Origin of the sequence: Salmonella sp. HY31, assembly GCF_042604575.1 — a bacterium.
Lineage (GTDB): Bacteria > Pseudomonadota > Gammaproteobacteria > Enterobacterales > Enterobacteriaceae > Salmonella > Salmonella diarizonae.
On sequence record NZ_CP170479.1, the window covers coordinates 3,687,449 to 3,714,134 of the forward strand.

At 46.7% G+C, this 26,686-nt stretch carries 25 protein-coding genes, 1 tRNA gene and 2 pseudogenes; 11 read left to right on the top strand and 17 right to left on the bottom strand.

Features of this window, described 5'->3' with window-relative positions; all coding sequences use genetic code 11:
* Window positions 1–69 precede the first annotated feature (69 nt).
* Entirely contained in the window at window positions 70–1,104 is a 1,035-nt protein-coding gene (locus ACE15A_RS17570) for a hypothetical protein (protein WP_137330529.1), read from the top strand.
* 85 nt (window positions 1,105–1,189) lie between these two features.
* On the opposite strand, the gene ACE15A_RS17575 is transcribed toward ACE15A_RS17570, so the two are convergent.
* Complete coding sequence (locus tag ACE15A_RS17575; protein ID WP_053510614.1) at window positions 1,190–1,465, bottom strand: hypothetical protein; 276 nt, start codon at window positions 1,463–1,465, stop codon at window positions 1,190–1,192.
* Between the two features lie 10 nt (window positions 1,466–1,475).
* A pseudogene (locus ACE15A_RS17580) lies at window positions 1,476–2,013 on the bottom strand (membrane lipoprotein lipid attachment site-containing protein).
* Window positions 2,014–2,646: 633 nt separating this feature from the next.
* On the opposite strand from ACE15A_RS17580, the gene ACE15A_RS17585 reads away from it, so the two are divergent.
* Window positions 2,647–3,024 carry a hypothetical protein gene (locus tag ACE15A_RS17585; protein ID WP_053510616.1) on the top strand — a complete coding sequence of 126 codons (378 nt, stop codon included), beginning with the start codon at window positions 2,647–2,649 and terminating at the stop codon, window positions 3,022–3,024.
* 940 nt (window positions 3,025–3,964) lie between these two features.
* On the opposite strand, the gene ACE15A_RS17590 is transcribed toward ACE15A_RS17585, so the two are convergent.
* The 9 genes from ACE15A_RS17590 to proB all read right to left on the bottom strand — a co-directional run bounded on the left by ACE15A_RS17590 (window position 3,965) and on the right by proB (window position 11,306).
* On the bottom strand, window positions 3,965–5,506 hold the full coding sequence (locus ACE15A_RS17590) for an RNA-directed DNA polymerase (protein WP_053510618.1): 1,542 nt from the start codon (window positions 5,504–5,506) through the stop codon (window positions 3,965–3,967).
* Between the two features lie 196 nt (window positions 5,507–5,702).
* On the bottom strand, window positions 5,703–5,954 hold the full coding sequence (locus ACE15A_RS17595) for a DNA-binding protein (RefSeq protein ID WP_053510620.1): 252 nt from the start codon (window positions 5,952–5,954) through the stop codon (window positions 5,703–5,705).
* 69 nt (window positions 5,955–6,023) lie between these two features.
* Window positions 6,024–6,326: a hypothetical protein gene (locus ACE15A_RS17600; protein WP_053510622.1), complete on the bottom strand. Its 303-nt coding sequence runs from the start codon at window positions 6,324–6,326 to the stop codon at window positions 6,024–6,026.
* Between the two features lie 72 nt (window positions 6,327–6,398).
* Window positions 6,399–6,683 (bottom strand): hypothetical protein, encoded by a 285-nt coding sequence (locus ACE15A_RS17605; protein ID WP_053510624.1) that lies wholly within the window; start codon window positions 6,681–6,683, stop codon window positions 6,399–6,401.
* Between the two features lie 149 nt (window positions 6,684–6,832).
* Window positions 6,833–7,033, bottom strand: a complete 201-nt coding sequence (locus ACE15A_RS17610) for an AlpA family transcriptional regulator (RefSeq protein WP_049594956.1) — start codon at window positions 7,031–7,033, stop codon at window positions 6,833–6,835.
* A gap of 326 nt (window positions 7,034–7,359) precedes the next feature.
* Window positions 7,360–8,574 carry an integrase arm-type DNA-binding domain-containing protein gene (locus tag ACE15A_RS17615; RefSeq protein ID WP_053510626.1) on the bottom strand — a complete coding sequence of 405 codons (1,215 nt, stop codon included), beginning with the start codon at window positions 8,572–8,574 and terminating at the stop codon, window positions 7,360–7,362.
* A 175-nt stretch (window positions 8,575–8,749) separates the two neighbouring features.
* A tRNA-Thr gene (locus tag ACE15A_RS17620) sits at window positions 8,750–8,825 on the bottom strand.
* 115 nt (window positions 8,826–8,940) lie between these two features.
* A complete protein-coding gene (gene proA / locus ACE15A_RS17625; protein WP_053510628.1) occupies window positions 8,941–10,191 on the bottom strand; it encodes a glutamate-5-semialdehyde dehydrogenase in 1,251 nt (416 codons plus the stop codon).
* Window positions 10,192–10,202: 11 nt separating this feature from the next.
* Entirely contained in the window at window positions 10,203–11,306 is a 1,104-nt protein-coding gene (gene proB / locus ACE15A_RS17630) for a glutamate 5-kinase (protein WP_053510630.1), read from the bottom strand.
* A gap of 282 nt (window positions 11,307–11,588) precedes the next feature.
* Between proB and phoE the strand changes: the two genes are divergently transcribed.
* A complete protein-coding gene (gene phoE / locus ACE15A_RS17635) occupies window positions 11,589–12,641 on the top strand; it encodes a phosphoporin PhoE (protein ID WP_053510632.1) in 1,053 nt (350 codons plus the stop codon).
* A gap of 99 nt (window positions 12,642–12,740) precedes the next feature.
* On the opposite strand, the gene crl is transcribed toward phoE, so the two are convergent.
* The 3 genes from crl to gpt form a co-directional block, all read right to left on the bottom strand.
* Entirely contained in the window at window positions 12,741–13,142 is a 402-nt protein-coding gene (gene crl, locus ACE15A_RS17640) for a sigma factor-binding protein Crl (RefSeq protein WP_000174693.1), read from the bottom strand.
* 57 nt (window positions 13,143–13,199) lie between these two features.
* Entirely contained in the window at window positions 13,200–14,444 is a 1,245-nt protein-coding gene (frsA, locus tag ACE15A_RS17645; RefSeq protein ID WP_053510634.1) for an esterase FrsA, read from the bottom strand.
* Between the two features lie 88 nt (window positions 14,445–14,532).
* A complete protein-coding gene (gene gpt, locus ACE15A_RS17650; protein ID WP_001292018.1) occupies window positions 14,533–14,991 on the bottom strand; it encodes a xanthine phosphoribosyltransferase in 459 nt (152 codons plus the stop codon).
* A gap of 245 nt (window positions 14,992–15,236) precedes the next feature.
* Here gpt and pepD point away from each other — a divergent pair, with 245 nt between their 5' ends.
* Complete coding sequence (pepD, locus tag ACE15A_RS17655) at window positions 15,237–16,694, top strand: cytosol nonspecific dipeptidase (RefSeq protein WP_023248856.1); 1,458 nt, start codon at window positions 15,237–15,239, stop codon at window positions 16,692–16,694.
* A gap of 246 nt (window positions 16,695–16,940) precedes the next feature.
* Here pepD and dinB read toward each other — a convergent pair.
* Window positions 16,941–17,807 (bottom strand): annotated as a pseudogene (gene dinB / locus ACE15A_RS17660) (DNA polymerase IV); the annotation flags it as partial.
* A gap of 252 nt (window positions 17,808–18,059) precedes the next feature.
* Here dinB and dpaA point away from each other — a divergent pair.
* A complete protein-coding gene (dpaA, locus tag ACE15A_RS17665) occupies window positions 18,060–18,800 on the top strand; it encodes a peptidoglycan meso-diaminopimelic acid protein amidase (RefSeq protein WP_023248854.1) in 741 nt (246 codons plus the stop codon).
* Here the strand turns inward: dpaA and ACE15A_RS17670 are convergent.
* Window positions 18,771–19,538, bottom strand: coding sequence for a class II glutamine amidotransferase (locus tag ACE15A_RS17670; protein WP_023248853.1), 768 nt, complete (start codon window positions 19,536–19,538; stop codon window positions 18,771–18,773). The two genes, dpaA and ACE15A_RS17670, sit on opposite strands and share 30 nt — an antisense overlap.
* Window positions 19,539–19,663: 125 nt before the next feature.
* Window positions 19,664–20,242, bottom strand: a complete 579-nt coding sequence (lpcA, locus tag ACE15A_RS17675; RefSeq protein WP_000284051.1) for a D-sedoheptulose 7-phosphate isomerase — start codon at window positions 20,240–20,242, stop codon at window positions 19,664–19,666.
* Between the two features lie 239 nt (window positions 20,243–20,481).
* On the opposite strand from lpcA, the gene fadE reads away from it, so the two are divergent.
* The 6 genes from fadE (at window position 20,482) to pagN (ending at window position 26,144) form a co-directional block, all read left to right on the top strand.
* Complete coding sequence (gene fadE, locus ACE15A_RS17680; RefSeq protein ID WP_053510638.1) at window positions 20,482–22,926, top strand: acyl-CoA dehydrogenase FadE; 2,445 nt, start codon at window positions 20,482–20,484, stop codon at window positions 22,924–22,926.
* A 108-nt stretch (window positions 22,927–23,034) separates the two neighbouring features.
* On the top strand, window positions 23,035–23,802 hold the full coding sequence (locus ACE15A_RS17685; protein WP_023248851.1) for an amidohydrolase: 768 nt from the start codon (window positions 23,035–23,037) through the stop codon (window positions 23,800–23,802).
* Between the two features lie 161 nt (window positions 23,803–23,963).
* Window positions 23,964–24,371, top strand: a complete 408-nt coding sequence (locus ACE15A_RS17690; RefSeq protein ID WP_023248850.1) for a Spy/CpxP family protein refolding chaperone — start codon at window positions 23,964–23,966, stop codon at window positions 24,369–24,371.
* An 86-nt stretch (window positions 24,372–24,457) separates the two neighbouring features.
* Complete coding sequence (locus ACE15A_RS17695) at window positions 24,458–24,724, top strand: hypothetical protein (protein WP_023248849.1); 267 nt, start codon at window positions 24,458–24,460, stop codon at window positions 24,722–24,724.
* A 70-nt stretch (window positions 24,725–24,794) separates the two neighbouring features.
* Window positions 24,795–25,106: an autotransporter outer membrane beta-barrel domain-containing protein gene (locus ACE15A_RS17700; protein ID WP_023248848.1), complete on the top strand. Its 312-nt coding sequence runs from the start codon at window positions 24,795–24,797 to the stop codon at window positions 25,104–25,106.
* 318 nt (window positions 25,107–25,424) lie between these two features.
* Window positions 25,425–26,144 (top strand): adhesin/invasin protein PagN, encoded by a 720-nt coding sequence (pagN, locus tag ACE15A_RS17705; protein ID WP_023248847.1) that lies wholly within the window; start codon window positions 25,425–25,427, stop codon window positions 26,142–26,144.
* Window positions 26,145–26,686 lie beyond the last annotated feature (542 nt).

Sequence of the window (26,686 nt, forward strand, 5' to 3'; positions counted from 1 at the left end):
ATACTTTGCAAGTCATAACTTAATTATTTGGTGTTCTATATTAACACCATAAATCTTTTAAGGATTATAATGAAAAAGAAAATCAGAGACCCGGAAAAATTCGATGCTTTCGAGTTATTTTCATCTCTTTCATTGAAACATAGTTATAACATTAATGATTCATCAGCTTTGAATGATTTTATTTCTCGTGTTAAAAAATCACTTGAGTCTTCTGTTAAAAATAAAACACTAGCTTACGGAAAAAGAACTGAAGCACTTTTTGCCTACGTTGCTGGAGCTTTAGGTGAGGTTAAATTTCTCAAGCAAGAGGACTCTGGAGAACTATTTTTTTCAGGTGATGAAATTCAAGCCCCTGATTATCAGCTGATATTAAACAATAAAGAAAAAATTCTTGTTGAGGTAAAAAATTGTAATAACAAGAATCCCGACCAGAAATTTATGCTAAAAATGGATTATGTCGAGAAACTAAAAAGATACGCTGATATAAATCAACTACCTCTTAAGTTTGCTATTTATTTTTCTAGGTGGAAAATGTGGATACTTATCCCGCTGGAAGTTTTACAAAAAATAGATAACAGCTATGTCATAGATTACACAACAGCAGCCCCATACTCTCAAATGAATAGGCTGGGTGATGCATTTATCATAACGCAAAAGCCTAAAATGGAATTACACTTATTTTCTGAAAACAAAAATAAAACAGTTTCAATTTGTAGGAAGGAAAATAAAATAAAATGGGATATAGATGGATATAAGATATTTTCAGATGGAATTGAAATTACGAATAAAAAAGAAAAAATAATTTCATATTATTTACTAACACATGTAAAATGGAAAAATGTAATAATGGAAGAAATAAAAAATGATAACAATGTAAATGGCTTAAAATTTACATACTCAGGGAATCTTGAACCATTTAATAACTGCGGACCATATAGTCGCATAATATCATCAGTCTTCAACCAACTCACAACAGATATATCAGGAAACGTATCCAGCCTTAGTTTAGATATCGACCCGATGATATTTAATATTTTTGCACCTAAAGACTATCAAAGCGAGATACTACCGATTCTAAGATTACATATTTCTCACGATAACTAACTTAATAGAAATGACAAGACTAGCATTTACAATAAATCACGCTTAAATACTTCAATTGAAGCGTGATTTATTCACGGTTTACAAGCTACATCCTTCGCCTGAAAACAACATTATCAGAAAAGATAACCTTCCCAGCAATAAGTCCGACAATGCCTATAATCGGCAAACTGATAGTAGCCCCAGCTATACCTGTAGACATTCCTATCAGGATTGACAGACCAAACGACAGAAAGATAACCAAAAGCGCATACCACTGCGGATAGGCTCTATACAGAACAGTCGCCATACAGCCAGTGCAAACTCGCACACCATGCTGACTTTCTTTTAAGCAGAAAGGACACTGGATTTTATTGCGTTCCATGAGCGTGCCCTTATTTAGCCTGCCAGCCGTTATTGGTTTTCACCAGAATAATGTTGGCTTCTTCTGGTTCACCCATCCCTTTCACGCCGGAGAAAACATTTTTATCAACCCAGCCCGGAACGCCATCCAGTTTCCATGTATAGGTCACTTGCGTGATTTTAGCGCCATTACCTTCACTCGGTTCAGTCCAACTTGTGATCTCTGCGACAGCACGGTGACCGACACAGGCACCTTCCTCACGGTTCCAAAAATCAACCTCTTGTCCTTTGTCGGTGACTTCCAGAACATCAACGCTACTAAAGCCGTTAGACTGCTGTGAAACAGTGAAGACCTTTCAGGATTTCATCGCTGGCATTGTATCCAGCAGAACGATAGCCATGATTAACCTTTACAGGAAAACCTTTGTTGAAAGCAAAGTCATTGTGTTGCAGTGAGTAGCACACCTTTGATTTTGAAATTTTCGCGTTAATCGCCTTCTCAAAGTCGCCTTTCTCCCCACATCCCGCCAGAACAAGAGCTGTGCCAGCAACAAGTAAAATCTTCTTCATCTTCCTATCCATCCTGATAATCAAAAATGCTGTTATGTAGAGGTTGTCTGCAGCGCATCTGTAGTCGTTAAGGCTTGTTCTTACTGGCATAACGCAACAAAACCACCTGATTAACCAATTGATAGGATTAAATTATTTTTGTGGGCCGTCATATCGTTTGTAACGATCAAAATCAAAACAATGATAGTTATAATCCATCATTAAATATATATCGATCGATTAAAACAATTAAAACGCCGATCGATAAAGAATCATTAATCGATACAGGCTATCAATATCAATTTATCGATCTGCAATAGCGATCATTTTCTTGCTAGATGAATCGTTACTGGATAAAGTGAACAGAAGGATCACTGGACCGTTTGTGGGTTGATTCTTGGGTATAGAACGTCAAACCCAATGACCAACAGCCAGTACTGCCCTATGGCCCTTGCTTGGCCTTTATTAATGCAGCATCAGGGAAAACAACCATGAGGGATGCCGTTAGCTGATTAGATAAAAAGATTCATAGGCTTCTGATAAGCGGCTCTTTTCTTCAGCCATTAACACAAATTTAAATAGACAGAGGTATATCGCATCTGGTCCCGGCGTCTTTACGCCTATTTTTTCGTTTACTTTTTATATGGAGTTAACATGAAAAAACTGTTTATCGCTGCGTTGGTGATCCTGCCTCTTACCGCTTGCACCACCTATGGCAACAAATCCCTTAAAGACGAATCCCAACAAACCGTAAAAACCAAACTCGTTAAAGGGAAAACGACCCAGCAAGATGTTATTAATGCATTCGGTGAACCTCAGACGCGAGCCACCAATGATGGTCAGGAGATGTGGTCCTATTCCAGCATGTCAGGCGAGAGTCAGATCTCGAACTACATCCCCGGTCTGGCCTTGCTGAAGAACAGCAACACGGCTCACATGAACTCTCTTGAGATCTGGTTCAAAGAGAATGTTGTTGACCGATATAATTTCAGCCAGACGGCGAGTAAGGTTTCGAAAGGATTGTTGGATTAACGAATAACAGCCAAATATATTTTTTCCTAGTTTTACTTTTAATTTATGGGTGCCATTTAAATTGGCACCCATCTATTTTATTATCTCATAGCATAACTTATTATAAATGTGTTTACCTTGCGTGTGCCCCCCCGAAAGTGGACTTCACCCAAGGTTTCACCTCCTGAAATTTCTGACGAAAAAGTCAAAAATCGATCAGGATTGGCGAGAACCAAGATGAAAATATATGACTTCACCCAAGTTGATCTGGCTTAGAGTTCTGGATCGTTTCCAACACAGGACACCCTACGACACTCCCAGATTCGCCCATGCAGATAAAATGTATTGCTATCCCCTATTTATGCGTTTAAGCAAAGGTAGGGCTTTCTCATAGCCATTCCATTACAACTTCATTTATCTGTTTAGAGCTTCGCTTCGAGTTGGTATTTCGTCGCTCCCCCTTCTATACCTACAATCAACAAACATACGGACAACTCTTGTAAGCGGCTCGCGCTCAATGACTCCACATATGCAGACCTGATACAAAGGCTATTGATTTGATTGCTTTCGAGGACTCTGAAGCTTTTAGAAATGGTATTTGAAGTTTGTAAAAAGTTGCGATTTAGATTTGACAAATATAAGTGACTGGGTAATACTTTATTTATATTTGTAATCAGTTCTTGCTTAACTCGATTACAAGGCTTCAAAAGTCGGCAAAACTTCTTTAGTCCTTAGAAAGTCAGACGTCATAGTCTGACTTTTTTTGTATCTTTATTCTATTTAACCGATATATATTATTCGTCAAGAGAAAGTCGAAAGTATTTAGTATTTTTTTAAATAATAGATATAGCGTGACAATATTATTTTTTCTAAGCCCTTTAATAAAATCAAGTAAATGATGGGTATTCCACAATTTACTTGATAGGATGCTGATCTCTATAATTTTTTTTCGTCAAGAAAACTACTCTTCTTCTTCCTCATAATCATAGTCACTATCATAAGGATATAGCACAACTTCATCTTCAGGTATTACTGGCTCGCAGTCTTCAAGCTTTTCAGAATCAATAAAAGTGGTAGCCATCACTATGTTCTTAAAATTATTGTCAGTAATCCACTCCGAATTCCAAACATGCTCATGTGGTTTATCGTGTGCGCCAGATACGATAGAACAAAGGGTCTCTTTATATTCTATATCGCTATCAATGTGATAAGAGATACGTTGTAGCCAGATATCTAAAATCCCAGTCCCCAAGATAGGTTCAAATTTATATTTAATCAGTTCAATTAACTCTACTTTCTCATCATCATCTTCTAAAAATTTTAGTACATTACTTAATACCAATGCACAAGATGGAAATGTCCGTGGATTATTAACCATAATATCAGCAATGATGCTAACGATCGGTCGAACATCCTCTTTCAGCTTGTTCATGCGTTCTAAACGCTTATTTATCTTGGCTAAGTATCTTTCAAGCTGACCTGAATTCTTATATTTACGTGAGAAAATAACAAGCTTCAAAAGCGTCTTTTGAATAGTCGTAGTATTAACACTTTTGCCAAAGAGTATTAAAGCTTCTTGCTTGTCGGGTTTCATCGAGCTGAGGACAATATCTTCAGAAAGAGATGTTTTAGACGCATTAAGCTGTAATCCTAATTTTTGCAGAATAACAGTAAGATATCTCGCTATTGCCTCAGAATCCTCTTTACTATTTGTAAATATTCTATAGTCATCACGGTATCGAATAACATGATAGTCATCAATATCTTCTTCTTCGAGCTTCTCCCCTAGCAATTCATCGGCATAGCCTAGAACTATTTCAGCAAGAAAATCCATAAGTGCAGAACCCTGAGGAATACCGTTTGTCTGTCCCCAACGCATTTGACGTAAGGCGTGATCTATTCGGTTTCCAAGATTTGTATTATCCCCTCTTACCTCCTTCGCTTCTTCTTTAGTATGAATTGCCCAAGGAATAGAGTGGGTATAAATCGATGGATAGAAATTTGCTATATCCGTAGTGAACAGATATTTGAACTGAAGAGATTTATTGATAGATTCTTGTTCGACATCACGCCACCATCCCGATACAGTCTCAGCGGTATCAGAAATATCATCATCTTCAGATTCTCTTGGCAAACTTGCGCACACTATTTTTTCATTTATTTGAAAAGTATCAAACCTATCGACCAAGAGATCCCATGCCTCTTCTTCGGTTATTTTATGAACGATGTGAGCATAAATGGCAGGATGAATCAAATCGAATGGTCGCCAAGAGTAGTGACCATCTTTGTTTGTTTGCAATATATAGTTTACGTTTTCATAATTGCATGCTTTTTTGTAGCCAATATCATTAATACCGTTTTGCTTCTGATCCAGCGCATCACTCACCGCGTGCAGAAGAGGCGAAAAATCAAAGTAAACAGGAAGTGGAAAACTGCAATAACTATTGTGTTTTAAAAAAAAATCCCTTGCGTCTTCTGCCGCCATTTCGGTAATTAATGTCATATATCCCCCACAAGTATAATTTTCAGGGGTATATTAAACACTCCTTTTGTCTCAATGTCTTATGCTGCATCATTAAAATGAGTCAAAGATCAATGATTTTGTGGACTACATCCAGTTAATAATGAAGACGTTAGTTCTGTTTGCTACCGGAACAAACCAGCCTGTCAGATTGAGGATAGCACTCAACCACAAACGTTCAGCTCATGCCTGAGCCAAAATAGCATAGTTCCTCTGGTGATACCTTATCCTTTTCCATCAGCTTGAGGAGCCTCTTCATCCTCAGCTTACGCACCTTATTTTCACCAATACTCTGATAATACTCCTCACGCCGCTCCTCTACCACTTTTCGGAACTTCTTCAAAAGCTGATTAAGTGTTTTGATATCAGTAGTAGCGGCTTCAGCTTGGATTTTTTTATACATAAACATAACGTGGAACTCATCAATCATCAGATTTCTCCTGTTATCATAAATGTTGTTTATCTGCCCCTTACGAGGCAAATATATATTCAAAGAAAACTACAAAGATTTGTGAACAAATAAATACGAATGCCTCACCAGCAGATTAGCGATTACCTTAAGATCAACCTCGTCAATATTTCCATTATTTCCTTCTTTCTGTGTTAAACTCTCAAAGTTATTTTTAATATGCATTATCACGCTCATGATAGTTGCACTCATAAAATCATGATCACTAATATACTCTCTTATATCCCCATCGTGATCTTTTAGTAAACTGATCCAACTTTCCTCAAATGATCTTTTAGCAAGATCAAGGAACAGTTTTGTAGATTTGTTTTTAACTTTATTATTTTTAGACATGATTAACTCTCACTTTTATATGATTATTTAATATTTAGTTTATTTTCAGCCCCAAGAAGGGGCCAAATAGATTTACATATAGGCTAACACTAAGGCTTTGGTATGCAGAATCATTACCTCCATTCTCACCCCTTTAAAATCGATAAGATAGTGCTTATTTATTGCTACACCCTTTTTAGCTCGTTCGATTACTTGGTCATAGACTGTTTCCATGTGATGATTATCAGTAAGTAAATTAAATGCCTCTTTGGGGCCTTTTTTGACTATATCCCAATAGATAAGATAATACTCTTGCATTGCTGATATTAGAAACATCTCAGTAGCGATCCTATCAAAACCATTATTTTTCTTATTCATATATTTTTCCTTTTCTTTGTTTATAGTGTAAAATACCCTGCATTATTAATGCATGAAATATTTTAGTTTTTATTTTATAGTATTTTAAAAAACACAGCGTTTAACGTTTTACATAAAACCTCCTCATCGTATTAATAGTGTATTGTTCATTAATCAGCGTGTTTACGTGAAAACTGAATAATGTTTTCAATCCATTCATCGATTTCACTTTCAACAAAAGCTCTGGCTCTTATTCCAATCTTTATCGGTTCTGGGAATACGCCCCTGCTAATAAGTCGATAAATCCATGCTTTGCTATATCCTGTTTTATTCATCACTTCCGGCAGGCGAATAAGTCTTCTTGTTGTCATATATTTCTCCGTTGTTGTTTTGATGAATGTAGTATCTGCAGATCGCTTATGACGTTCAACCCTAGGAAAATCAGAATTGAACTCGAATTGAGTGTTTTTCATACAAAAAAAGATGAAATGGCGGGAGAGCTGTCACTGGGCGGGGTATAGAGCGATTTAGCAATAAGTGCTATTTATTTTCCTGTTTTAAGGTATTTTATAATTTTCATATTAATCAATTAGTTAATCACTATCAGTTTAAATTCTGACTTAATTCTTATCTGCTTTAGCCAAGAAAAAGGGCTATGCCCGTTAAGACATAGCCCTTCTTTCATCAGCAGTTATCTCTATCCACGCCGATTAAACGTTCCCTGCACCACATTGCCGCCTTTCTCAAGGCTTGCCATGTAGTCAGCATACCATTGCAGCATCTCACGTCTGCCATCGAGATATTGCGCATGGTTGTAGGTGCCACGGATAGCATTCTTATCAACATGCGCCAATTGGGTTTCAATCCATGCGGTGTTGTAGCCCTGTTCATGAAGAACGGTGCTCATGGTATGGCGGAAGCCGTGACCCGTAACCCGGCCTGTATAGCCAATTCGCTTGAATACCTGATTGATACTGGCTTCGCTCATGGTCTTACTTGGGTCATTGCGTCCCGGAAACAGTAAAGGAAATTGCCCCGTCATTGCTCTGATCTGTTCGATAATGGCTAACGCTTGGGTAGATAGCGGGATGATATGGGGACGGCGCATTTTCATGCGTTCAGCAGAAATTTCCCATAGCGCTTTATTCGTATCGATTTCAGACCATAACGCACCGCGCAATTCACCTGTTCTCAGGCCAGTAATGATCAGCAATCTCGCTGCCAGCACCATCAATTCACTGCCAGAGTAACCCGCAAGGGCTTTAAAGAAGGCGGGAAGCTCTTCGGTGGTCAGGAATGGGTAATGTGTAGATTCATGCCCCTGCATGGCACTGGTGAGCTCTGGCGCAGGATTATACTCGGCTCTGCCTGTCACGATGTCGTAGCGAAACACTTCGCCGCAGCGTTGGCGCACTTTTTTCGCTTTCTCGGTCGCGCCTCGGTCTTCCATCTTTTTCAGCACGTTCAGCAATTCCAGCGGCTTAATGTCTGCGATTGGGCGTTGACCAATGAACGGGAAGACGTCTTTGTTGAAGGCTTCAAGAATGTCAGAGGCATACCCTGCAGACCATTTCTTCACTTTCATGTTGTGCCATTCGAGCGCAATTTCTTGAAAGGTGTTTTTGACCTGCGCTTCACGCTCAACTTTTTGTTCTTTTTTAGCCTCCAAAGGATCGATACCCCCAGCGATACCCTTTCTAGCTTCATCACGTTTTGCTCTGGCATCAGCCAAGGACACATCGGGATATACCCCCAGCGCCAATAACTTTTCCTTTCCATCGATACGATACTTTAAACGCCAGTAGCGTGACCCATTGGTTTTAACCAATAAGTAGAGGCCACCACCATCAGCCATCTTGTAGGGTTTATCTTTGGGCTTGGCAGTCTCGACCTGTCTGGCATTGAGCTTCATCTGGGGGTATCTCCTTTAGACCGAACAGCTAATACCCCCATTGATACCCCCAACTCAGCGTAGATTTCCGTGAACGTGAGTAGACGAGCAGAGACAATAAGGGCCGTGAAACCGCATATTATAAGGGTTTAAAGGGTGTTTGAGTAGACTTGGGGAGACGTTAAAATAGGTAGGATGGTGCCGATAATAGGAGTCGAACCTACGACCTTCGCATTACGAATGCGCTGCTCTACCAACTGAGCTATATCGGCCCTGAGAAGGGTGTGTTCATATGGGTGAATCACGGGGTAGAAGGTTAAAACTAACCGAGCGGTGCGTCAATAGCCTTGCTACTCAACCGGCTATTTTTGCACCGCTCGCCATTAATTACGCACGAACCGTACCATCGCCAAAGCCTATCCACTTATAGGTGGTAAGCGCTTCAAGCCCCATTGGACCGCGGGCATGTAATTTCTGCGTGCTGACCGCCACTTCTGCGCCAAGCCCAAACTGCCCGCCATCGGTAAAACGGGTAGAGGCGTTGACATAAACCGCAGCGGAATCCACTTCGTTCACGAAACGCGCAGCATTATGCATATCACACGTCAAAATCGCATCGGAGTGCTGAGTACCATGTTCGCGGATATGGTCAATCGCATCATCAACGTTCATGACAATGACCACATTCAGGTCCAGAGACAGGAATTCGTTGTCGAGTTCTTCTGGCTTCAGCGGAACGCGTTTAGCCGGGCCTCTCATTACCTGCATGACGATTTCATCACCGTGCAGCGTCACGCCGCTCTCCGCCATCTGCTGGCTCAGCGCAGGCAGAAAACGTTCTGCGATGTCCTGATGCACCAGCAAGGTTTCCACCGTGTTACAGGTGCTCGGGCGCTGGGTTTTCGCGTTAACAATAACCTTCAGCGCCGGGGCGATTTCTGCGCTGCTATCGACAAAGATATGGCACACGCCAATCCCGCCGGTAATCACCGGGATCGTCGACTGCTCGCGGCACAGCTTATGCAGGCCTGCGCCGCCGCGCGGGATAAGCATATCAATATACTTATCCATACGCAGCATTTCATTGACCAGCGAACGATCCGGATTATCAATCGCCTGAACCGCTGCCTCCGGTAAACCGCAAGCTTTCAGCGCCTTCTGAATGACACGAACAGTTGCAGCATTCGTGCGATGCGTCTCTTTCCCACCGCGTAGAATCACCGCATTACCGGTTTTCAGACACAAAGAAGCCACATCAACGGTAACGTTCGGACGCGCCTCATAGATAACGCCAATCACGCCCAGCGGCACGCGGCGGCGCTCCAGGCGTAGCCCGCTGTCCAGCAGACCGCCGTCGATCACCTGCCCGACCGGATCGGTCAGATAGCAAACCTGCCGCACATCGTCGGCGATCGCTTTCAGACGCGCAGGGGTTAGCGCCAGGCGATCCAGCATCGCTTCACTCAGACCGTTTTCACGCGCCTGCGCGACATCCTGCACATTGGCGCTGAGAATGGTCTCGGTCTGCGCTTCCAGTTCATCAGCGATTTTTCCCAGCACACGATTTTTTTCGCGGCTGGAGAGCAGCGCCAGCTTATACGACGCCGCTTTAGCAGCAATGCCCATTTGTTCCAGCATATGCCTGTTCCTTATCGAGTAATCATGTCATCACGATGGACAGCGACCGGGCCATATTCATAGCCCAGAATCGCATCGATTTGTTGAGAGTGGTGACCGGCTATCCGCCGCAGAGCGTCACTGTTATAACGGCTGACGCCATGAGCGATATCACGCCCTTGCAGGTTACAAATTCGGATCACTTCCCCCCGCGAGAAATTACCCGTCACGCTTTTGATCCCTTTTGGCAGAAGTGAACTTCCACGTTCCAGCATTGCTGCGGTAGCGCCTTCATCAACCGTAATTTCGCCTGCCGGCGGCGCGCCGAAGATCCAGCGTTTGCGGTTCTCCAGCGGCGAGGCTTGCGCATGAAAACGAGTGCCGACGGAAATCCCCTCCATCACATCGCCGATAACGCCTGGTTTACTGCCTGAGGCAATAATCGTATCAATACCAGCGCGGCAGGCAACGTCTGCCGCCTGAAGCTTAGTGCTCATACCGCCAGTCCCCAGACCGGAAACGCTGTCTCCAGCGATAGAGCGCAGCGCATCGTCAACGCCATACACATCTTTGATAAGCTCCGCCTGCGGATTGCTACGCGGATCGGCGGTAAATAATCCTTGCTGATCGGTCAGCAGCAGCAGTTTATCCGCCCCTGCCAGGATCGCCGCCAGCGCGGACAGGTTATCGTTATCGCCCACTTTAATTTCCGCTGTTGCAACGGCATCATTTTCATTGATAACCGGCACAATATGGTTATCCAGTAACGCACGCAGCGTATCGCGGGCGTTCAGAAAGCGCTCTCTGTCTTCCATATCCGCACGCGTCAACAGCATCTGCCCGATGTGAATACCGTAAATTGAAAACAACTGCTCCCACAGTTGAATCAAACGGCTTTGCCCTACCGCCGCCAGAAGTTGTTTAGAGGCGATCGTTGCCGGAAGTTCCGGGTGGCCGAGATGTTCACGTCCGGCGGCAATCGCGCCAGAGGTAACAATAACAATACGATGCCCCGCAGCGTGTAGCTGCGCGCACTGGCGGACAAGTTCTACGATATGGGCACGGTTCAGGCGGCGCGATCCGCCTGTTAGCACGCTGGTGCCGAGTTTTACGACCAGCGTCTGGCTGTCACTCATGATTCTCTGCCGTTCAAAATAAGAAATAAAGACCAAATGAACGTTTTAGCAGGACTGGCTCCGGTTGCCAACAACCTGTACGCGTAGCGTGAAATTTTGTTGCGCAGGATCAGCAAGCGTAGCGGTGGAATTTGACAATTTTATTACCGCAATAATTAAACATATTTTTTTAAAAAAATTCTCACTTTGTCATAAATCTTTCATTGCCGAACGTTAAAAACCTTCCTGTTTTTTACGGGGTTTCCCGACAAATCATAGCGCGTAATTAAAACAGGAATGGAAATGAAAAAGAGCACTCTGGCAGTAGTGGTGAGTATCATCGCATCAGCATCTGTTCACGCCGCCGAAGTTTACAATAAAAACGGTAATAAGCTTGATGTGTATGGAAAAGTTAAAGCCATGCACTATATGAGCGATTATGACAGCAAAGATGGCGATCAAAGCTATGTCCGTTTTGGCTTTAAAGGCGAAACGCAAATTAACGATCAATTGACCGGCTACGGGCGCTGGGAAGCTGAGTTCGCCGGTAATAAAGCCGAAAGTGATTCGTCCCAGCAAAAAACCCGCCTGGCCTTTGCTGGCCTGAAATTAAAAAACATCGGTTCTTTTGACTATGGGCGTAACCTGGGCGCGCTGTACGATGTTGAGGCCTGGACGGATATGTTTCCCGAATTTGGCGGCGACTCTTCCGCCCAGACCGATAATTTTATGACTAAACGCGCCAGCGGCCTGGCGACTTACCGCAATACCGATTTCTTCGGCATCGTTGATGGACTGGATCTTACCTTACAGTATCAGGGGAAAAATGAAGATCGCGATGTGAAAAAGCAAAACGGCGACGGCTTCGGGACATCATTGAGCTATGATTTCGGCGGCAGCGATTTTGCCATCAGCGGCGCTTATACTCATTCCGATCGCACCAATGAGCAAAATCTGCAGCGCCGCGGTACCGGCGATAAAGCCGAAGCCTGGGCTACGGGTTTAAAATATGACGCTAATGATATTTATATTGCGACCTTCTATTCGGAAACCCGCAACATGACGCCAATTTCCGGCGGATTTGCCAATAAAACTCAAAACTTCGAAGCGGTTATCCAGTATCAGTTTGATTTTGGTCTGCGTCCATCATTAGGATATGTGCTGTCAAAAGGCAAAGATATTGAGGGCGTCGGCAGTGAGGATTTGGTGAATTATATTGACGTTGGCGCAACCTATTACTTCAACAAAAATATGTCCGCATTTGTAGATTACAAAATCAACCAGCTTGATAGCGATAACACGTTAGGCATTAATGACGATGATATCGTTGCGATAGGGTTGACCTACCAGTTCTGATAAGTCGTATTGTGCCGGATGGCGGCATAAACACCTTATCAGGCCTACGGATAATATGTAGGCCTGATAAGCGCAGCGCCATCAGGCATGGCAGCAGGGTTATGCCGACAGTTTTACCGGCTCGTCGTTGAAATCGTCAGACGGCTCCAGCGCCAGCTCCATAGAAATCAACAGGTCGCGTAGCTTTTCATGAAACTCGCGTAGCGTGTATTCCAGTCGTTCCACCACTTCGGTTTCGTTAATCGGCACTGCGGTCCAGTTGCCCTCTTTATCAAATAAACCAAACTGATAACGATAGGTGAAACGTTTCTCTTGTGCTTCCAGCTCCATCCACCAGCCCCAAAATTCACGCTTCTCAGGCGCCGGCTTCACGTTGACGCAAACTGCCAGGCAATCGAAAAAAAAACGATTGTCTTCGCACTGCCCTTCCCGGATATAGGGGCCAAGTGCGGTAAATTTCTTGATCAATCTACTTTTCGGGTGTCCACTCGGTAACGTCATTGCGATCTCCTTTAATGAAGCAACTGTTTTACCAAATCAATAGAATTTAGCAATCTATTAACACAATCTATGATGAATCCAGTCGGTGATTTCTTGCAGCGCCTTGTCAAAATTGCGGTACACCGGGTTAAAAGGGATCTCTATCAGCTTACCGTCTGAAGATGACGATGTGATTAAGCGAGACTCGTCTTCCGGGCTGAAAGGATCGTTTTTCCAGAAGCCGGAAAGCATTGGCGTAGGACAACGTCTGCCCAGTAGACCCTGTACTTTCAACGAATAGCGATTGAGCTCCACACGTAGCGCCTCATCCGAAGCATCATGCATACCCAGACGGCTGGCCAGCACATCAAGATACATCTCCGGCACCGTGCTCTGTCGTTGCGGATCGCTAAGTAGCGCATGGACCACCGACCCCAGGCAAGCCACCGCTTTCAAACGCGGCGCTTCCAGATAGGCCAGACGCACCGCAACATTGGCACCAAAACGAAAACCAAACGCCGCGACACGAGTATGATCCACCCAAGGGACATTAGGAAGCGCTTTTAACACATGCTGGTGGATCAAGCTGGAATCCTGGGTTAATTTCCACTTTGATGAAAATCCAACCGAAGGCATATCAAGCGTTAACATTGCGATACCGCGCGGCGCCAAATAGCGTTCATACAGGGTGTAATAGTCGGTTTGCATGGCGTCCAGGCCGCCGCACATGAGCACCGTCGGAAACGGACCATCACCTTTCGGCATATGTAAAAATGCAGTTACCGGCGAACCGCCATGAACGGCAAATTCCATTTCACGCAACGAACCTGGCAACCGCTGTGCTGCCTCTTCATAGGCGCGATTCGCCAGCGCCTGCGCCTGCTCCGCCAGCTCATCGCCCTTCAAATGTGGGTAGGCGGCAATGTTATAGAGCGTTGAGGCATGAAGCCAGTAGCGTCCGCTGCGCATGGCGTCCTGTTCCTGACAGGCTTTCTGCTGCCAGTCCATCGCCTGCTTTGCCCACTCATAAATCCAGTTGCCGCCGCGGTAGCCAATGACCGTATCGTATAAATCATCATCCGTTCGCTCTGCGTCGCTCATCACAATGCGCGCCTGCACATCAAGGATTTCTCGTGGGTCAACGCCGCGCCAAATCCACATCAGGCGGTTTATCATACGATACCAGTGCGGGACGTTCTTACCGTCCAGCGCGGATTGCATGGGCGGCTGCGACCCACGATTGAACCGACGGACAAGGGTAGACGTTTCAGTATGTTTAAAGCGGGGTTTGAACAGGGTTTCGCTGAGGTTAGCCTGTGTCATGCGTGCAGCCTCCTTGGATACTCATTGAGGCTTATTGTAACCAATAAAACAGCGCCCGGCATTGCCGGGCGCTCTGAAAAACTGCTGATTAACGACCTGAAATCGGCGGTACGAATACCACGCCCATATCCCAGGGCTGTTCAATCCAGGTGTTCTGAGGAATATCAATAACATAATCATCAACCAACGGGCGGCCCGCCGGTTTAGCGAAAATCGTGACGAAATGCGCTTTAGGGTACATTTCGCGAATCGCGACGGCGGTACCGCCAGTATCGACCAGATCATCGATGACGATAAAGCCTTCGCCGTCGCCTTCTGCACGCTTCAGCACTTTCAATTCGCGCTGGTTATCGTGATCGTAGCTGGAGATGCATACGGTATCGACATGACGAATGCCCAATTCACGCGCCAGTAATGCGCCAGGTACAAGGCCACCACGACTTACGGCAATAATGCCTTTCCATTGTTCTGAAGGCATCAGGCGGCTTGCCAGTTTGCGCGCGTGAATTTGCAACATGTCCCAGGTGACGACGTATTTTTCGCTCATGTGAAGTGTCCCAGCCTGTTTATCTACGGCTTAAAAATTGAGGGTGAACCAGGTTGCGCGAGATTATAGAGACCTGACGCGCTAAAAACCAGTGTTTAGCGGAATCCGCGCCTCTTTTTGCATGCTTTATACTACCCGCAGGCGGAGAAAGTGGTATTCTCAATCGCATCTCGTAAGAGTAATCAATTCCGCTAACCCTGTGGCCTGTAAGAATGTTTTTCAGGGCACCGTCAAGGAGACTTATCGTGTCTGAACTGTCTCAGTTATCACCACAACCTTTGTGGGATATTTTTGCTAAAATCTGTTCTATTCCTCACCCGTCCTATCACGAAGAGCAACTCGCTGAACATATTGTGGGTTGGGCCAAAGAGAAAGGCCTTCACGTGGAGCGCGACCAGGTCGGTAATATTCTGATCCGTAAGCCCGCCACTGCAGGTATGGAAAATCGCAAACCGGTCGTTTTACAGGCGCATCTGGATATGGTGCCGCAAAAAAATAGCGACACCGTTCACGACTTCACTAAAGATCCTATCCAGCCTTATATTGATGGCGAATGGGTTAAAGCACGCGGTACTACCCTCGGCGCAGACAATGGTATCGGAATGGCTTCTGCTTTAGCGGTACTGGCTGACGACAATGTCGTACACGGCCCGCTGGAAGTGCTACTGACCATGACCGAAGAAGCCGGGATGGATGGCGCATTCGGCCTTCAATCCGGCTGGTTGCAGGCCGACATCCTGATCAACACCGACTCTGAAGAAGAAGGTGAGATCTATATGGGCTGCGCAGGCGGGATCGATTTTACCTCTAACCTGGCGTTGACCCGTGAAGCTGTACCCGCAGGATTTGCGTACTTTAAGCTAACCCTGAAAGGCCTCAAAGGCGGCCACTCCGGTGGTGAAATTCACCTCGGTCTTGGCAATGCCAACAAATTGCTGGCGCGTTTTCTTGCCGGGCACGCAGAAGAACTGGATCTGCGTCTGATCGATTTCAACGGCGGCACGCTGCGTAATGCGATTCCGCGCGAAGCGTTCGCGACCCTCGCCGTTGCCGCAGACAACGTAGAAGCACTGAAAACGTTAGTTAACGCTTACCAGGATATTCTGAAAAACGAACTGGCGGAAAAAGAGAAAAACCTGACGCTGCAACTCAATGATGTCGCTAGCGATAACGCCGCATTGACCGCGCTGTCACGCGATACCTTTGTTCGCCTGCTGAACGCAACGCCGAATGGTGTGATCCGCAATTCAGACGTGGCGAAAGGCGTAGTGGAAACATCGCTGAACGTTGGCGTGGTCACAATGTCTGATACGAATGTTGAAATTCACTGCCTGATTCGCTCCCTGATCGACAGCGGTAAAGATTATGTGGTGAGTATGCTGGATTCGCTGGGCAAGCTGGCTGGCGCGAAAACCGAAGCGAAAGGCAGCTATCCTGGCTGGCAGCCCGATGCGAACTCGCCGGTCATGCACCTGGTGCGGGAAACCTATCAGCGTTTGTTCAACAAAACGCCGAACATCCAGATTATCCACGCCGGTCTGGAATGCGGTCTGTTTAAGAAACCTTATCCGGATATGGATATGGTCTCTATTGGGCCCACCATTACCGGACCTCACTCTCCGGATGAGCAGGTACATATCGAAAGCGTCGGTCACTACTGGACATTGCTGACCGAATTGCTGAAAGCGATTCCTGCGAAGTAATGATCTCCGCGCCACAGCAAGGGCGCGGACTTTTTAAGAATGAACCCGGCAGTAAACGCTCGCCGGGTTCAATAGCTTTATAATACGGCTCTGAAATCCATTCCTTTACATATACGGACAGGATGACCTCGCTCGCTTTGATGAAACATCGGCTGCCGATGGGATAGCCTCGCCCCACATACTTTCCGACGACGCGCATATAACCATACTGAAATTTAGATAGCGCAATCGCAATAATTATAAAAACTTAACGGCCTGTCGCGCAATCAGTAAATCGGGTTTCACCATGGCCAGACGGCGCTCGAGTTCCGGATATAAACGTTCAATAATGGCCTCGCAGTCCGACCACTCATGAATATCCTCCGCCAGAGTACGCTCAACGCCTACCGATTTACGCAGCCTTTCACTGTTAACATCACGCTCATCAATACCCTGGCTACGCTCCCATAAAACCCGGCCAAATTTACCGAAGCGTTTAAGAAGCATCGCCAGATCGCACTGTTGGATATCCCCACAGGTTCTTAACCCCATATTTTCCAGTTTAGCGGCGGAAACTTTCCCCACACCTGGAATTTTGGCTAACGGCAACATTTTAAGAAAGTCGGGAACATCGGCTGGCGTAATAACATATTGCCCGTTCGGTTTATTGAGATCGGAGGCGATCTTCGCCAGAAATTTCACTGGCGCAACGCCGGCGGAAGCAGTGAGTTGCAGTTCATTAAAAATGGTCTGGCGAATCTCCCTGGCGATCAGAGTCGCCGATCCATAACAGTGCGGACTGTCAGTTACATCCAGCCAGGCTTCATCCAGCGAGAGCGGTTCAATCAGCGAAGTGTAGCGGGAAAATATGTCACGTACATGCCGCGAAGCCTCTTTATAGGCGTCAAAGCGACCAGGCAATAAGGTGAGATTGGGGCACAGTTTTAGCGCCATGGCGGTCGGCATCGCGCTGCGTACGCCAAACTGGCGCGCAGGATAGTTGGCGGTACTGATAACGCCTCGACGCTCACGACTCCCGCCAATGGCAATGGGGATATCGCGTAACGCCGGATTATCACGCATCTCAACCGCGGCAAAAAAACAGTCCATATCAACATGTATGATTTTGCGCATCGTTCGCCTCCCGAAACACTGTTTAAGTATACAGTGCATTCTATTGCACGCAAAGAGACATTCGCGTTAAAACAAGCGACGGATTCGAAGATATGACGACGAGAAGCTGCGGGAAAATTGTAAACGTATAAACGGGGACTTGCGAAAAACTGCTGTGGTGCTAATGTGAGCGCTCCAAATCCAGATTACTCCGATTTGGGGACTCTTTTGCCGTTCTGGCGTGTGTAACCGTTTTATCAAGGAACAAGCAGTATGCGTAAAATCGCATTTTTTCTTGCGATGCTTCTGATTCCGTGCGTCTCATTTGCCGGTTTGCTGAGCAGCAGCAGCCCCGTCACGCCGGTCAGTAAAGAGTATAAGCAGCAGTTAATGGGCTCACCGGTCTATATTCAGATTTTTAAAGAAGAGCGCACCCTTGATCTCTACGTCAAAATGGGTGAGCAATACCAGTTGCTTGATAGCTACAAAATTTGCAACTATTCCGGCGGGTTAGGCCCGAAACGCCGTCAGGGCGATTTTAAAAGTCCGGAAGGGTTTTACAGCGTTCAGCGTAATCAACTCAAGCCAGACAGCCGTTTTTATAAGGCCATCAATATTGGTTTTCCAAATGCCTACGATCGCGCGCATGGCTATGATGGTAAATATCTGATGATTCACGGCGCCTGTGTTTCCGTCGGCTGCTATGCCATGACCGACAGCGGCATTGATGAGATTTTCCAGTTTGTCACCGCCGCGCTGGTTTTTGGTCAGCCGAGTGTGCAGGTGAGTATTTATCCGTTCCGGATGACCGACGCCAATATGCAGCGTCATAAATATTCTTATTACAAAGATTTCTGGGCGCAGCTAAAACCCGGCTACGATTATTTTGAACAGACGCATAAACCGCCAACTGTTTCCATCGTTGATGGACGTTACGTCGTGAGCAAACCGTTGAGTCACGAAGTCGTTCAGCCGCAACTGGCCTCAAACTATACGCTCTCCGAGGTAAAATAACGCCCATTCGCCTGGCATAATCTTTTGCCAGGTTTCATTCCCTGTCAGGGGCTGGGTAGCAATCACGGTAACCACGTCATTTGGCGTGGTTTGTGAACTGAAATCAATTTCCATATCCTGATCCACCAGCGTGGCGACGCCAAACGGCGCCCGGCGAGTGATCCAGTGCAAATGTGTTGAGCAAAACGCCATCACATATCGCCCATCTGACAGCAGCATGTTAAAAATGCCTTTTTCACGTAATACCGTCGCCAGCGTCGCAATATATTTAAATACCGCGGTCATGTTGCCCGGCGTGCGGGGATAACGCTGCGTTAATTTATGCAATAACCAGCAAAACGCTTTTTCGCTGTCGGTTTCCCCCACCGGACGGAAATTACCGGTTTCCAGCGACTTATAACCGTTGAGCTGACCGTTATGGGCATAAGTCCAGTTGCGTCCCCATAATTCTCGGGTAAAAGGGTGTGTATTTTCCAGCGCTACTTCGCCTCGATTAGCCTGACGGATATGGGCAATAACCGAGCAGGATTTGATCGGGTAATTCTGTACCAGTTTCGCAATCGGCGAGTGGTAGCTCGGTTGCGGATCTTTGAACGTGCGACAGCCCTTTCCTTCGTAAAAGGTAATTCCCCAGCCGTCTTTATGCGGCCCGGTTCCGCCGCCGCGCTGCACCAGTCCGGTGAAGCTAAAGCAGATATCCGTTGGCACATTGGCGCTCATCCCAAGCAATTCGCACATTCATCACCTGCCTTAACATAATTCATTGCCGGATGACGCTGCGTTTATCCGGCCTACGCAAGTCCATCATAGGCCAAATAAGTCCTGCAAGGCCGCCATCCGGCAAAGCACAGAAAAAAGTCTGCTTATTTAACCATCTCTTTTTCAATCAGCTGAATCAAAATATGAATTACCTTGATGTGGATTTCCTGAATACGATCGGCATAACCGAAGTGCGGTACGCGAATTTCAATATCCGCTGTTCCCGCCATTTTGCCGCCGTCTTTACCGGTCAGGGTGATCACTTTCATGCCTTTTTCGCGGGCCGCGGCAATCGCTTTAATGACATTACCGGAATTCCCTGACGTCGAAATCCCTAACAGGACATCGCCTTCGCGCCCTACTGCCTCAACGTAACGAGAGAAAATATAGTCATAGCCAAAATCATTACTGACGCAGGAGATATGGCTAACATCAGAAATCGCAATTGCCGGGTAGCCCGGACGGTTTTCACGGTAACGACCTGTCAGCTCTTCAGCAAAGTGCATCGCATCGCAATGGGAGCCGCCGTTACCGCAGGAAAGTACCTTACCACCCGCTTTAAAACTGTCAGCCAACAGGACCGCCGCGCGCTGAATGGCGTGAATATTGGCGTCATCTTTTAAAAAATTAGCCAGCGTTTCCGCCGCTTCGTTCAGTTCGTTACGAATAAGATCCTGGTACATGAGGATATCCTTCAGCATGAATGTAAATGACAGTATGCAGTGTACCGGATAGCGGTACAGGCGAGAAGCATAAGCCGAATTAACGCCTCGCGCTTTTGATTTTTCGTGCCACCAAAAACGGCAACAATGTGAGCTTTGTTGTAATTATTTTGTAAACACATTGATAAAAGATTTTACATCCACTACAACCTAATCATCACAAGTGGTCAGACCTCCTACAAGCAAGGGAGCTTTTCGTTATGATGATTTTGAGTATTTTCGCGACTATTGTCCTGCTCGGCGCATTGTTCTATCACCGCGTGAGTTTATTTCTCAGCAGTCTGATTCTGCTCGCCTGGACCGCCGCACTTGGCGTCGCTGGCCTGTGGTCCATCTGGCTGCTGGTTCCTCTGGCCATTATTCTCGTGCCGTTTAACGTCACGCCGATGCGTAAGTCAATGATTTCCGCGCCGGTGTTCCGCGGCTTCCGTAAGGTCATGCCGCCGATGTCGCGCACTGAGAAAGAAGCGATTGATGCAGGTACAACCTGGTGGGAAGGCGATCTGTTCCAGGGCAAGCCTGACTGGAAAAAATTGCACAACTATCCGCAACCGCAACTCACTGCCGAAGAGCAGGCGTTTCTCGACGGTCCGGTAGAAGAAGCGTGCCGGATGGCGAACGATTTCCAGATTACCCATGAACTGGCGGATCTACCGCCGGAACTGTGGGCTTACCTGAAAGAGCATCGTTTCTTCGCGATGATCATTAAAAAAGAGTACGGCGGGCTGGAGTTCTCGGCTTATGCGCAGTCCCGCGTACTGCAAAAACTGTCCGGCGTCTCCGGGATTCTGGCTATAACCGTCGGCGTTCCAAACTCACTCGGCCCTGGCGAGTTGTTGCAGCACTATGGTACGGAAGAGCAGAAGAATCACTATCTGCCGCGACTGGCGCGCGGCCAGGAGATCCCCTGCTTTGCGCTGACCAGCCCGGAAGCAGGTTCTGATGCGGGCGCGATTCCAGATACCGGCATCGTCTGTATGGGCGAATGGCAGGGTCAGCAGGTGCTGGGTATGCGCCTTACCTGGAACAAACGTTATATTACGCTGGCGCCGATAGCCACCGTGTTGGGCCTGGCGTTTAAGCTTTCCGATCCGGATAAATTGTTAGGCGGAGAAGAAGAGCTGGGTATTACCTGCGCCCTGATTCCCACCTCAACGCCGGGGGTGGAAATCGGTCGTCGTCACTTCCCGCTTAACGTTCCGTTCCAGAATGGTCCAACCCGTGGTAACGATATTTTCGTGCCTATTGATTATATTATCGGCGGCCCCAAAATGGCCGGGCAGGGCTGGCGTATGCTGGTGGAATGTTTGTCGGTAGGACGCGGTATTACCCTGCCGTCCAACTCCACTGGTGGTGTGAAATCCGTCGCGCTGGCAACCGGCGCCTATGCTCACATTCGTCGTCAGTTCAAAATTTCTATCGGCAAGATGGAAGGTATTGAAGAACCGCTGGCGCGCATTGCAGGTAACGCTTATGTAATGGATGCCGCCGCATCGTTAATCACCTACGGCATTATGCTGGGTGAAAAACCGGCAGTACTGTCGGCTATCGTGAAGTATCACTGCACCCACCGCGGCCAGCAGTCCATTATCGACGCGATGGATATTACTGGCGGTAAAGGCATTATGCTGGGCGAGAGCAACTTCCTGGCGCGCGCTTACCAGGGCGCGCCTATCGCGATTACCGTGGAAGGCGCGAATATCCTGACCCGTAGCATGATGATCTTTGGTCAGGGCGCCATTCGCTGCCATCCTTATGTACTGGAAGAGATGGCCGCAGCGCAGAATAACGATGTGAATGCCTTTGATAAACTGCTGTTTAAACATATTGGTCATGTCGGCAGCAATACCGTTCGCAGCTTCTGGCTTGGCCTGACCCGCGGCTTAACGAGCCATACGCCAACCGGCGATGCCACGAAGCGTTATTACCAGCATCTGAACCGACTGAGCGCAAACCTGGCGCTGCTGTCCGACGTGTCAATGGCAGTACTGGGCGGCAGCCTGAAACGCCGCGAGCGTATCTCCGCGCGTCTGGGCGATGTACTGAGTCAGCTTTATCTGGCCTCAGCCGTACTGAAGCGTTACGACGACGAAGGTCGCCATGAAGCCGACCTGCCGCTGGTGCACTGGGGCGTACAGGATGCGCTGTATCGTGCTGAACAGGCGATGGACGATCTGCTGCAAAACTTCCCGAACCGCGTCGTGACCGGATTGCTCACTGCGATGATCTTCCCGACTGGTCGTCATTATCTGGCGCCGTCTGATAAGTTGGATCACGCCGTTGCGAAGATCCTGCAGGTGCCGAACGCCACACGTTCACGTATTGGGCGCGGTCAGTATCTGACGCCAGCCGAACATAATCCGGTCGGTTTACTGGAAGAAGCGCTGCGTGATGTCATCGCCGCCGCTCCGATTCACCAGCGCATCTGCAAAGAACTGGGTAAAAATCTGCCGTTTACTCGTCTGGATGAACTGGCGCGCAATGCGCTGGCGAAAGGGCTTATCGATAAAGATGAAGCCGCCATTCTGGCGAAAGCGGAAGAGAGCCGCCTGCGCAGTATCAACGTTGATGATTTTGAACCTGAAGCGCTGGCGACCAGGCCGGTAAAGCTGCCGGAGAAAGTGCGTAAAGTCGAAGCCGCATAATCGGTCTCGCGTCTTTCCTGCCCCGCTTTCGCGGGGCTTTTTCTTGCCGCTTTTTTATTATTGCTCATGCTACAGTGTAAAGACGCTGTTCAATGAGGAGCCCCGATCGTGTCTGGTTTGAAAATTACCCTGTTGCAACAACCTTTAGTCTGGATGGACGGCCCGGCGAACCTGCGTCATTTTGACAGACAACTGGAGCTCGTATCTGGCCGGGATGTGATTGTTCTGCCTGAAATGTTCACCACCGGCTTTGCGATGGAAGCCGCTAACAACTCGCTTTCGCAAGATAGCGTGATGGCGTGGATGCAGGCCAAAGCCCGACAAACTGACGCTCTGATTGCCAGCAGCGCGGCGCTACAAACTGAGCGCGGCGCCGTAAATCGCTTCTTACTTGTTGAGCCGGAAGGCAAGGTTCATTTCTATGATAAACGCCATCTGTTTCGTATGGCGGATGAACATCAATATTATACCGCAGGTGACAAACGCATCATCGTGCAGTGGCGCGGTTGGCGTATCCTGCCGCTGATCTGTTACGATCTGCGCTTTCCGGTATGGTCGCGCAACCGCAATGATTACGATCTGGCGCTGTATGTGGCGAACTGGCCCGCGCCGCGCTCGTTACACTGGCAAACATTACTGACGGCGCGCGCTATTGAAAATCAGGCTTATGTCGCAGGCTGTAACCGGGTTGGCACCGATGGCAACGGGTTTCATTATCGCGGCGATAGCCGGGTAATTAATCCCCAGGGCGACATTATCGCCACCGCCGATCCACACCATGCGACACGCATCGATGCCGATCTTTCTCTCGCCGCCTTGCAGGACTATCGCGAAAAATTTCCTGCCTGGCGCGATGCCGATCCATTCACATTGTAACCAGCCTGCCGCTCACCGCGGCGGGATTGTTGCACTCCGTAACTCTCCGTAAAACAAATTCGCGTGGCGCAATGTGGCAGGCAACGTATTCTGACTAAGATAATCGTTCGCCATTCGAGAGCGATAAAAACGGTTAATTATTCCCTTATCAGGATATCTCCATGAAAAACTTTGTACGCACAGCTTTACTGGCAGCGACTCTGGCGGGCGTTTCTTTTGGCGCTTTCGCCGCCGCTGTCCCCAATCCTCCCCTGCCCGCCCAGGATCCTATTGTCCAGCACCTGAAACTCACAAACGATCAGATTACCCGGATCAAAAAACTTCACCAACAACTGGAAACCGACGTCAGTCAGATTTCTATGAAGGGAATTAAAGACGGCGCGCTGATAGAGGTGATTAAATCCGGCAAATGGGATGATGCCGCCGTGAAACAGCAGCTTGCTGCCTTCAGTAACATAGAACAGCAGGCGCGCTATTATCGGGTCAAGTATTATTTTGATTTAAGCAAAGTCTTAACACCAGAACAGCGCCAACAGGTACAACAAGATCTCGCCCAGGCGCTAGAGTAAATATTTTTGCCCGTTATTTATGGATAACGGGCTTTATCCAAAGTTAAATACACATTCATCTAAATCCTTTTCTTACAGTCAATAACTTGACCACCGAAGGCGGCGAAATTGAACTCAGCGGCAGCGGAGATATCACAGCAAACGTTACAAATAGCCATTTCGGGTCATCAGCCGCCCTACAATCTGACTCCTTATGGCTGAAATCTAATTACGGCAACGCGACTGCTGACGTTTCAAATGCGATTCTCACGGGCAAACTGGATGTTGATGCTGCTCTGAATGCAACCACGACCATCAATTATTCCGACATTGATCAGGGCGTACGGACGATGGCTGAGGGAGAAGACGCGTAGGATACTCTCGTGCTCAAGAACAGTACCATTACTGCTACAGATACCAGTCATTCCAGCGCTAGCGTGGTTTATGCCGACGCCGGCAGCGGCGGCGCAAGTTTCCGGGGCCGGTATGCAGGAAGGCGTAAGCTACCAATTACACAACGTAGAAGTGAAACCTTATGTTGAGCTGGCTTACGTTGGGCAATTTGGCGCGGAGACAGATTTCCATACCGACGATTATCGTTTTGCCGGTCAGAATCTTAACGGTGGTAACGCCGGACTGGGAATGGATATGAAGTTTTCAGAAAACTGGAGCGCAAATACCCGTATCAATACGGTATTTGGTCACGATGTTGACAACGAAGTAAATGCTTATATCGGCGCAAAATATCAGTTTTGAGCCCATCATTATGCGCCATCAATCTGAATTTTCAGATTGATGGCATTCAATAACATAAGCCTGAACGTCACAAGGTACACAGGTATTAATGTGATAACAAACCCAACGCCGACATTTTAAGCCATATCATTCAGACGCCCCTCAACCAGAAATAGCTTATCGCATTGTTATTTAAAATTTTCATCTCATTTTTTCACCAGACTCCAGAAAACCCGGTGTTGCAATAAGCAGCTTTTTTGGCTTCGTTTATGTAATCGTTATGCCATACCCTATACCGTGAAACTTGTCTTTTATCCCAATATTAAGGCAGGTTTTGAAATGAAAAACTTTTTCGCAGTCTGCATCGCTTCCCTTCTGGTAACCCATGTCGTTACTGCATCAGCAAAAGAAGGGGCCTATATCACCGGGAAAGCGGGGGCATCCGTAGTAAACCTCTATGGAATCAACTCAACCTTCAGCCAGGATGAGATAGTCAATGGCCATGCAACGTTACCTAACCGCACCAAAGGCGTTTTTGGCGGCGGAGTTGCTATCGGTTATGACTTTTATGACCCATTCCAGCTTCCAGTACGTTTAGAACTGGATACCACTTTCAGAGGTGAGACGGATGCTAAAGGCGGGCAGGATATTACTGCATTTGGTGAGCCAGTACACATAAATGTAAAAAATCAGGTCAGAATGACCACTTACATGGTTAATGGCTATTATGATTTTCATAATAGTACAGCATTTACACCCTATATCAGCGCAGGCGTTGGCCTCGCTCGCGTGAAGCTAAAAAATAACACCATTCCTGTTGGCTATGACATTAATGAAACCCTCTCTGCTTCAAAAAATAACTTTGCCTGGGGCGCGGGTATCGGTGCAAAATATGCTGTAACAGATAATATTGCCATTGATGCCAGCTATAAATACATTAATGCAGGCAAAGTAAGCATTTCAAAAAACAACTATGCTGGTGATGAACACACCTCTTATTACGCAGACACAAAAGCTGCATCCAATGACTTCATGATTGGCATCACTTACGCATTTTAAACAACATCAGTAAAATGGCAGGAGATATTGATTCCCAAAGGCGCAATGGCGGACACCAGTAATTAATCACCTTGCGCCTTCAGAAAACCGCTGAATACAGGAAAAGTGCCCTACAAGATAATGGCATGAAGAGTAAGTTTAGACACTGGCAACGAAAAAACCTGCTTTTTAGAGGATTACTCCGATAAAAGATGTTCCTCCCGTAATAATCAAAGCCACATTCTCTGAGGCGCCTCATTATTTATTCAATAAAATATAAAAACACTCACCCTGTATTATATAAATAAAGTTAACCAAGACTTTATAGATTATGAATACGCTGAAAAATGGCGGTTATGACATTGACACGAAGAAGATCTCTGGGAGACAGGCAACCGACTGTTTTCTGTAGAAAACTATAAACAAGCGAACCAATTTCCTCTAAGGGGGACACACTTATTGTCTTTTCTTCCCTGGTGTGTGATGAAATCATAAGACGAAAAAAAACCACAAGTCGTTTAACTTGTGGCTTCTTCACTCATTAATGATACGCATAGCGTTTA

What these genes read in the sequence shown, in the direction of transcription:
- ACE15A_RS17570 (WP_137330529.1), top strand. Translation starts at nt 70, where the DNA reads ATGAAAAAGAAAATCAGAGACCCGGAAAAATTCGATGCTTTCGAGTTA.
- ACE15A_RS17575 (WP_053510614.1), bottom strand. Translation starts at nt 1,465, where the DNA reads ATGGAACGCAATAAAATCCAGTGTCCTTTCTGCTTAAAAGAAAGTCAG.
- ACE15A_RS17585 (WP_053510616.1), top strand. Translation starts at nt 2,647, where the DNA reads ATGAAAAAACTGTTTATCGCTGCGTTGGTGATCCTGCCTCTTACCGCT.
- ACE15A_RS17590 (WP_053510618.1), bottom strand. Translation starts at nt 5,506, where the DNA reads ATGACATTAATTACCGAAATGGCGGCAGAAGACGCAAGGGATTTTTTT.
- ACE15A_RS17595 (WP_053510620.1), bottom strand. Translation starts at nt 5,954, where the DNA reads ATGATTGATGAGTTCCACGTTATGTTTATGTATAAAAAAATCCAAGCT.
- ACE15A_RS17600 (WP_053510622.1), bottom strand. Translation starts at nt 6,326, where the DNA reads ATGTCTAAAAATAATAAAGTTAAAAACAAATCTACAAAACTGTTCCTT.
- ACE15A_RS17605 (WP_053510624.1), bottom strand. Translation starts at nt 6,683, where the DNA reads ATGAATAAGAAAAATAATGGTTTTGATAGGATCGCTACTGAGATGTTT.
- ACE15A_RS17610 (WP_049594956.1), bottom strand. Translation starts at nt 7,033, where the DNA reads ATGACAACAAGAAGACTTATTCGCCTGCCGGAAGTGATGAATAAAACA.
- ACE15A_RS17615 (WP_053510626.1), bottom strand. Translation starts at nt 8,574, where the DNA reads ATGAAGCTCAATGCCAGACAGGTCGAGACTGCCAAGCCCAAAGATAAA.
- proA (WP_053510628.1), bottom strand. Translation starts at nt 10,191, where the DNA reads ATGCTGGAACAAATGGGCATTGCTGCTAAAGCGGCGTCGTATAAGCTG.
- proB (WP_053510630.1), bottom strand. Translation starts at nt 11,306, where the DNA reads ATGAGTGACAGCCAGACGCTGGTCGTAAAACTCGGCACCAGCGTGCTA.
- phoE (WP_053510632.1), top strand. Translation starts at nt 11,589, where the DNA reads ATGAAAAAGAGCACTCTGGCAGTAGTGGTGAGTATCATCGCATCAGCA.
- crl (WP_000174693.1), bottom strand. Translation starts at nt 13,142, where the DNA reads ATGACGTTACCGAGTGGACACCCGAAAAGTAGATTGATCAAGAAATTT.
- frsA (WP_053510634.1), bottom strand. Translation starts at nt 14,444, where the DNA reads ATGACACAGGCTAACCTCAGCGAAACCCTGTTCAAACCCCGCTTTAAA.
- gpt (WP_001292018.1), bottom strand. Translation starts at nt 14,991, where the DNA reads ATGAGCGAAAAATACGTCGTCACCTGGGACATGTTGCAAATTCACGCG.
- dpaA (WP_023248854.1), top strand. Translation starts at nt 18,060, where the DNA reads ATGCGTAAAATCGCATTTTTTCTTGCGATGCTTCTGATTCCGTGCGTC.
- ACE15A_RS17670 (WP_023248853.1), bottom strand. Translation starts at nt 19,538, where the DNA reads ATGTGCGAATTGCTTGGGATGAGCGCCAATGTGCCAACGGATATCTGC.
- lpcA (WP_000284051.1), bottom strand. Translation starts at nt 20,242, where the DNA reads ATGTACCAGGATCTTATTCGTAACGAACTGAACGAAGCGGCGGAAACG.
- fadE (WP_053510638.1), top strand. Translation starts at nt 20,482, where the DNA reads ATGATGATTTTGAGTATTTTCGCGACTATTGTCCTGCTCGGCGCATTG.
- ACE15A_RS17690 (WP_023248850.1), top strand. Translation starts at nt 23,964, where the DNA reads ATGAAAAACTTTGTACGCACAGCTTTACTGGCAGCGACTCTGGCGGGC.
- ACE15A_RS17700 (WP_023248848.1), top strand. Translation starts at nt 24,795, where the DNA reads ATGCCGACGCCGGCAGCGGCGGCGCAAGTTTCCGGGGCCGGTATGCAG.
- pagN (WP_023248847.1), top strand. Translation starts at nt 25,425, where the DNA reads ATGAAAAACTTTTTCGCAGTCTGCATCGCTTCCCTTCTGGTAACCCAT.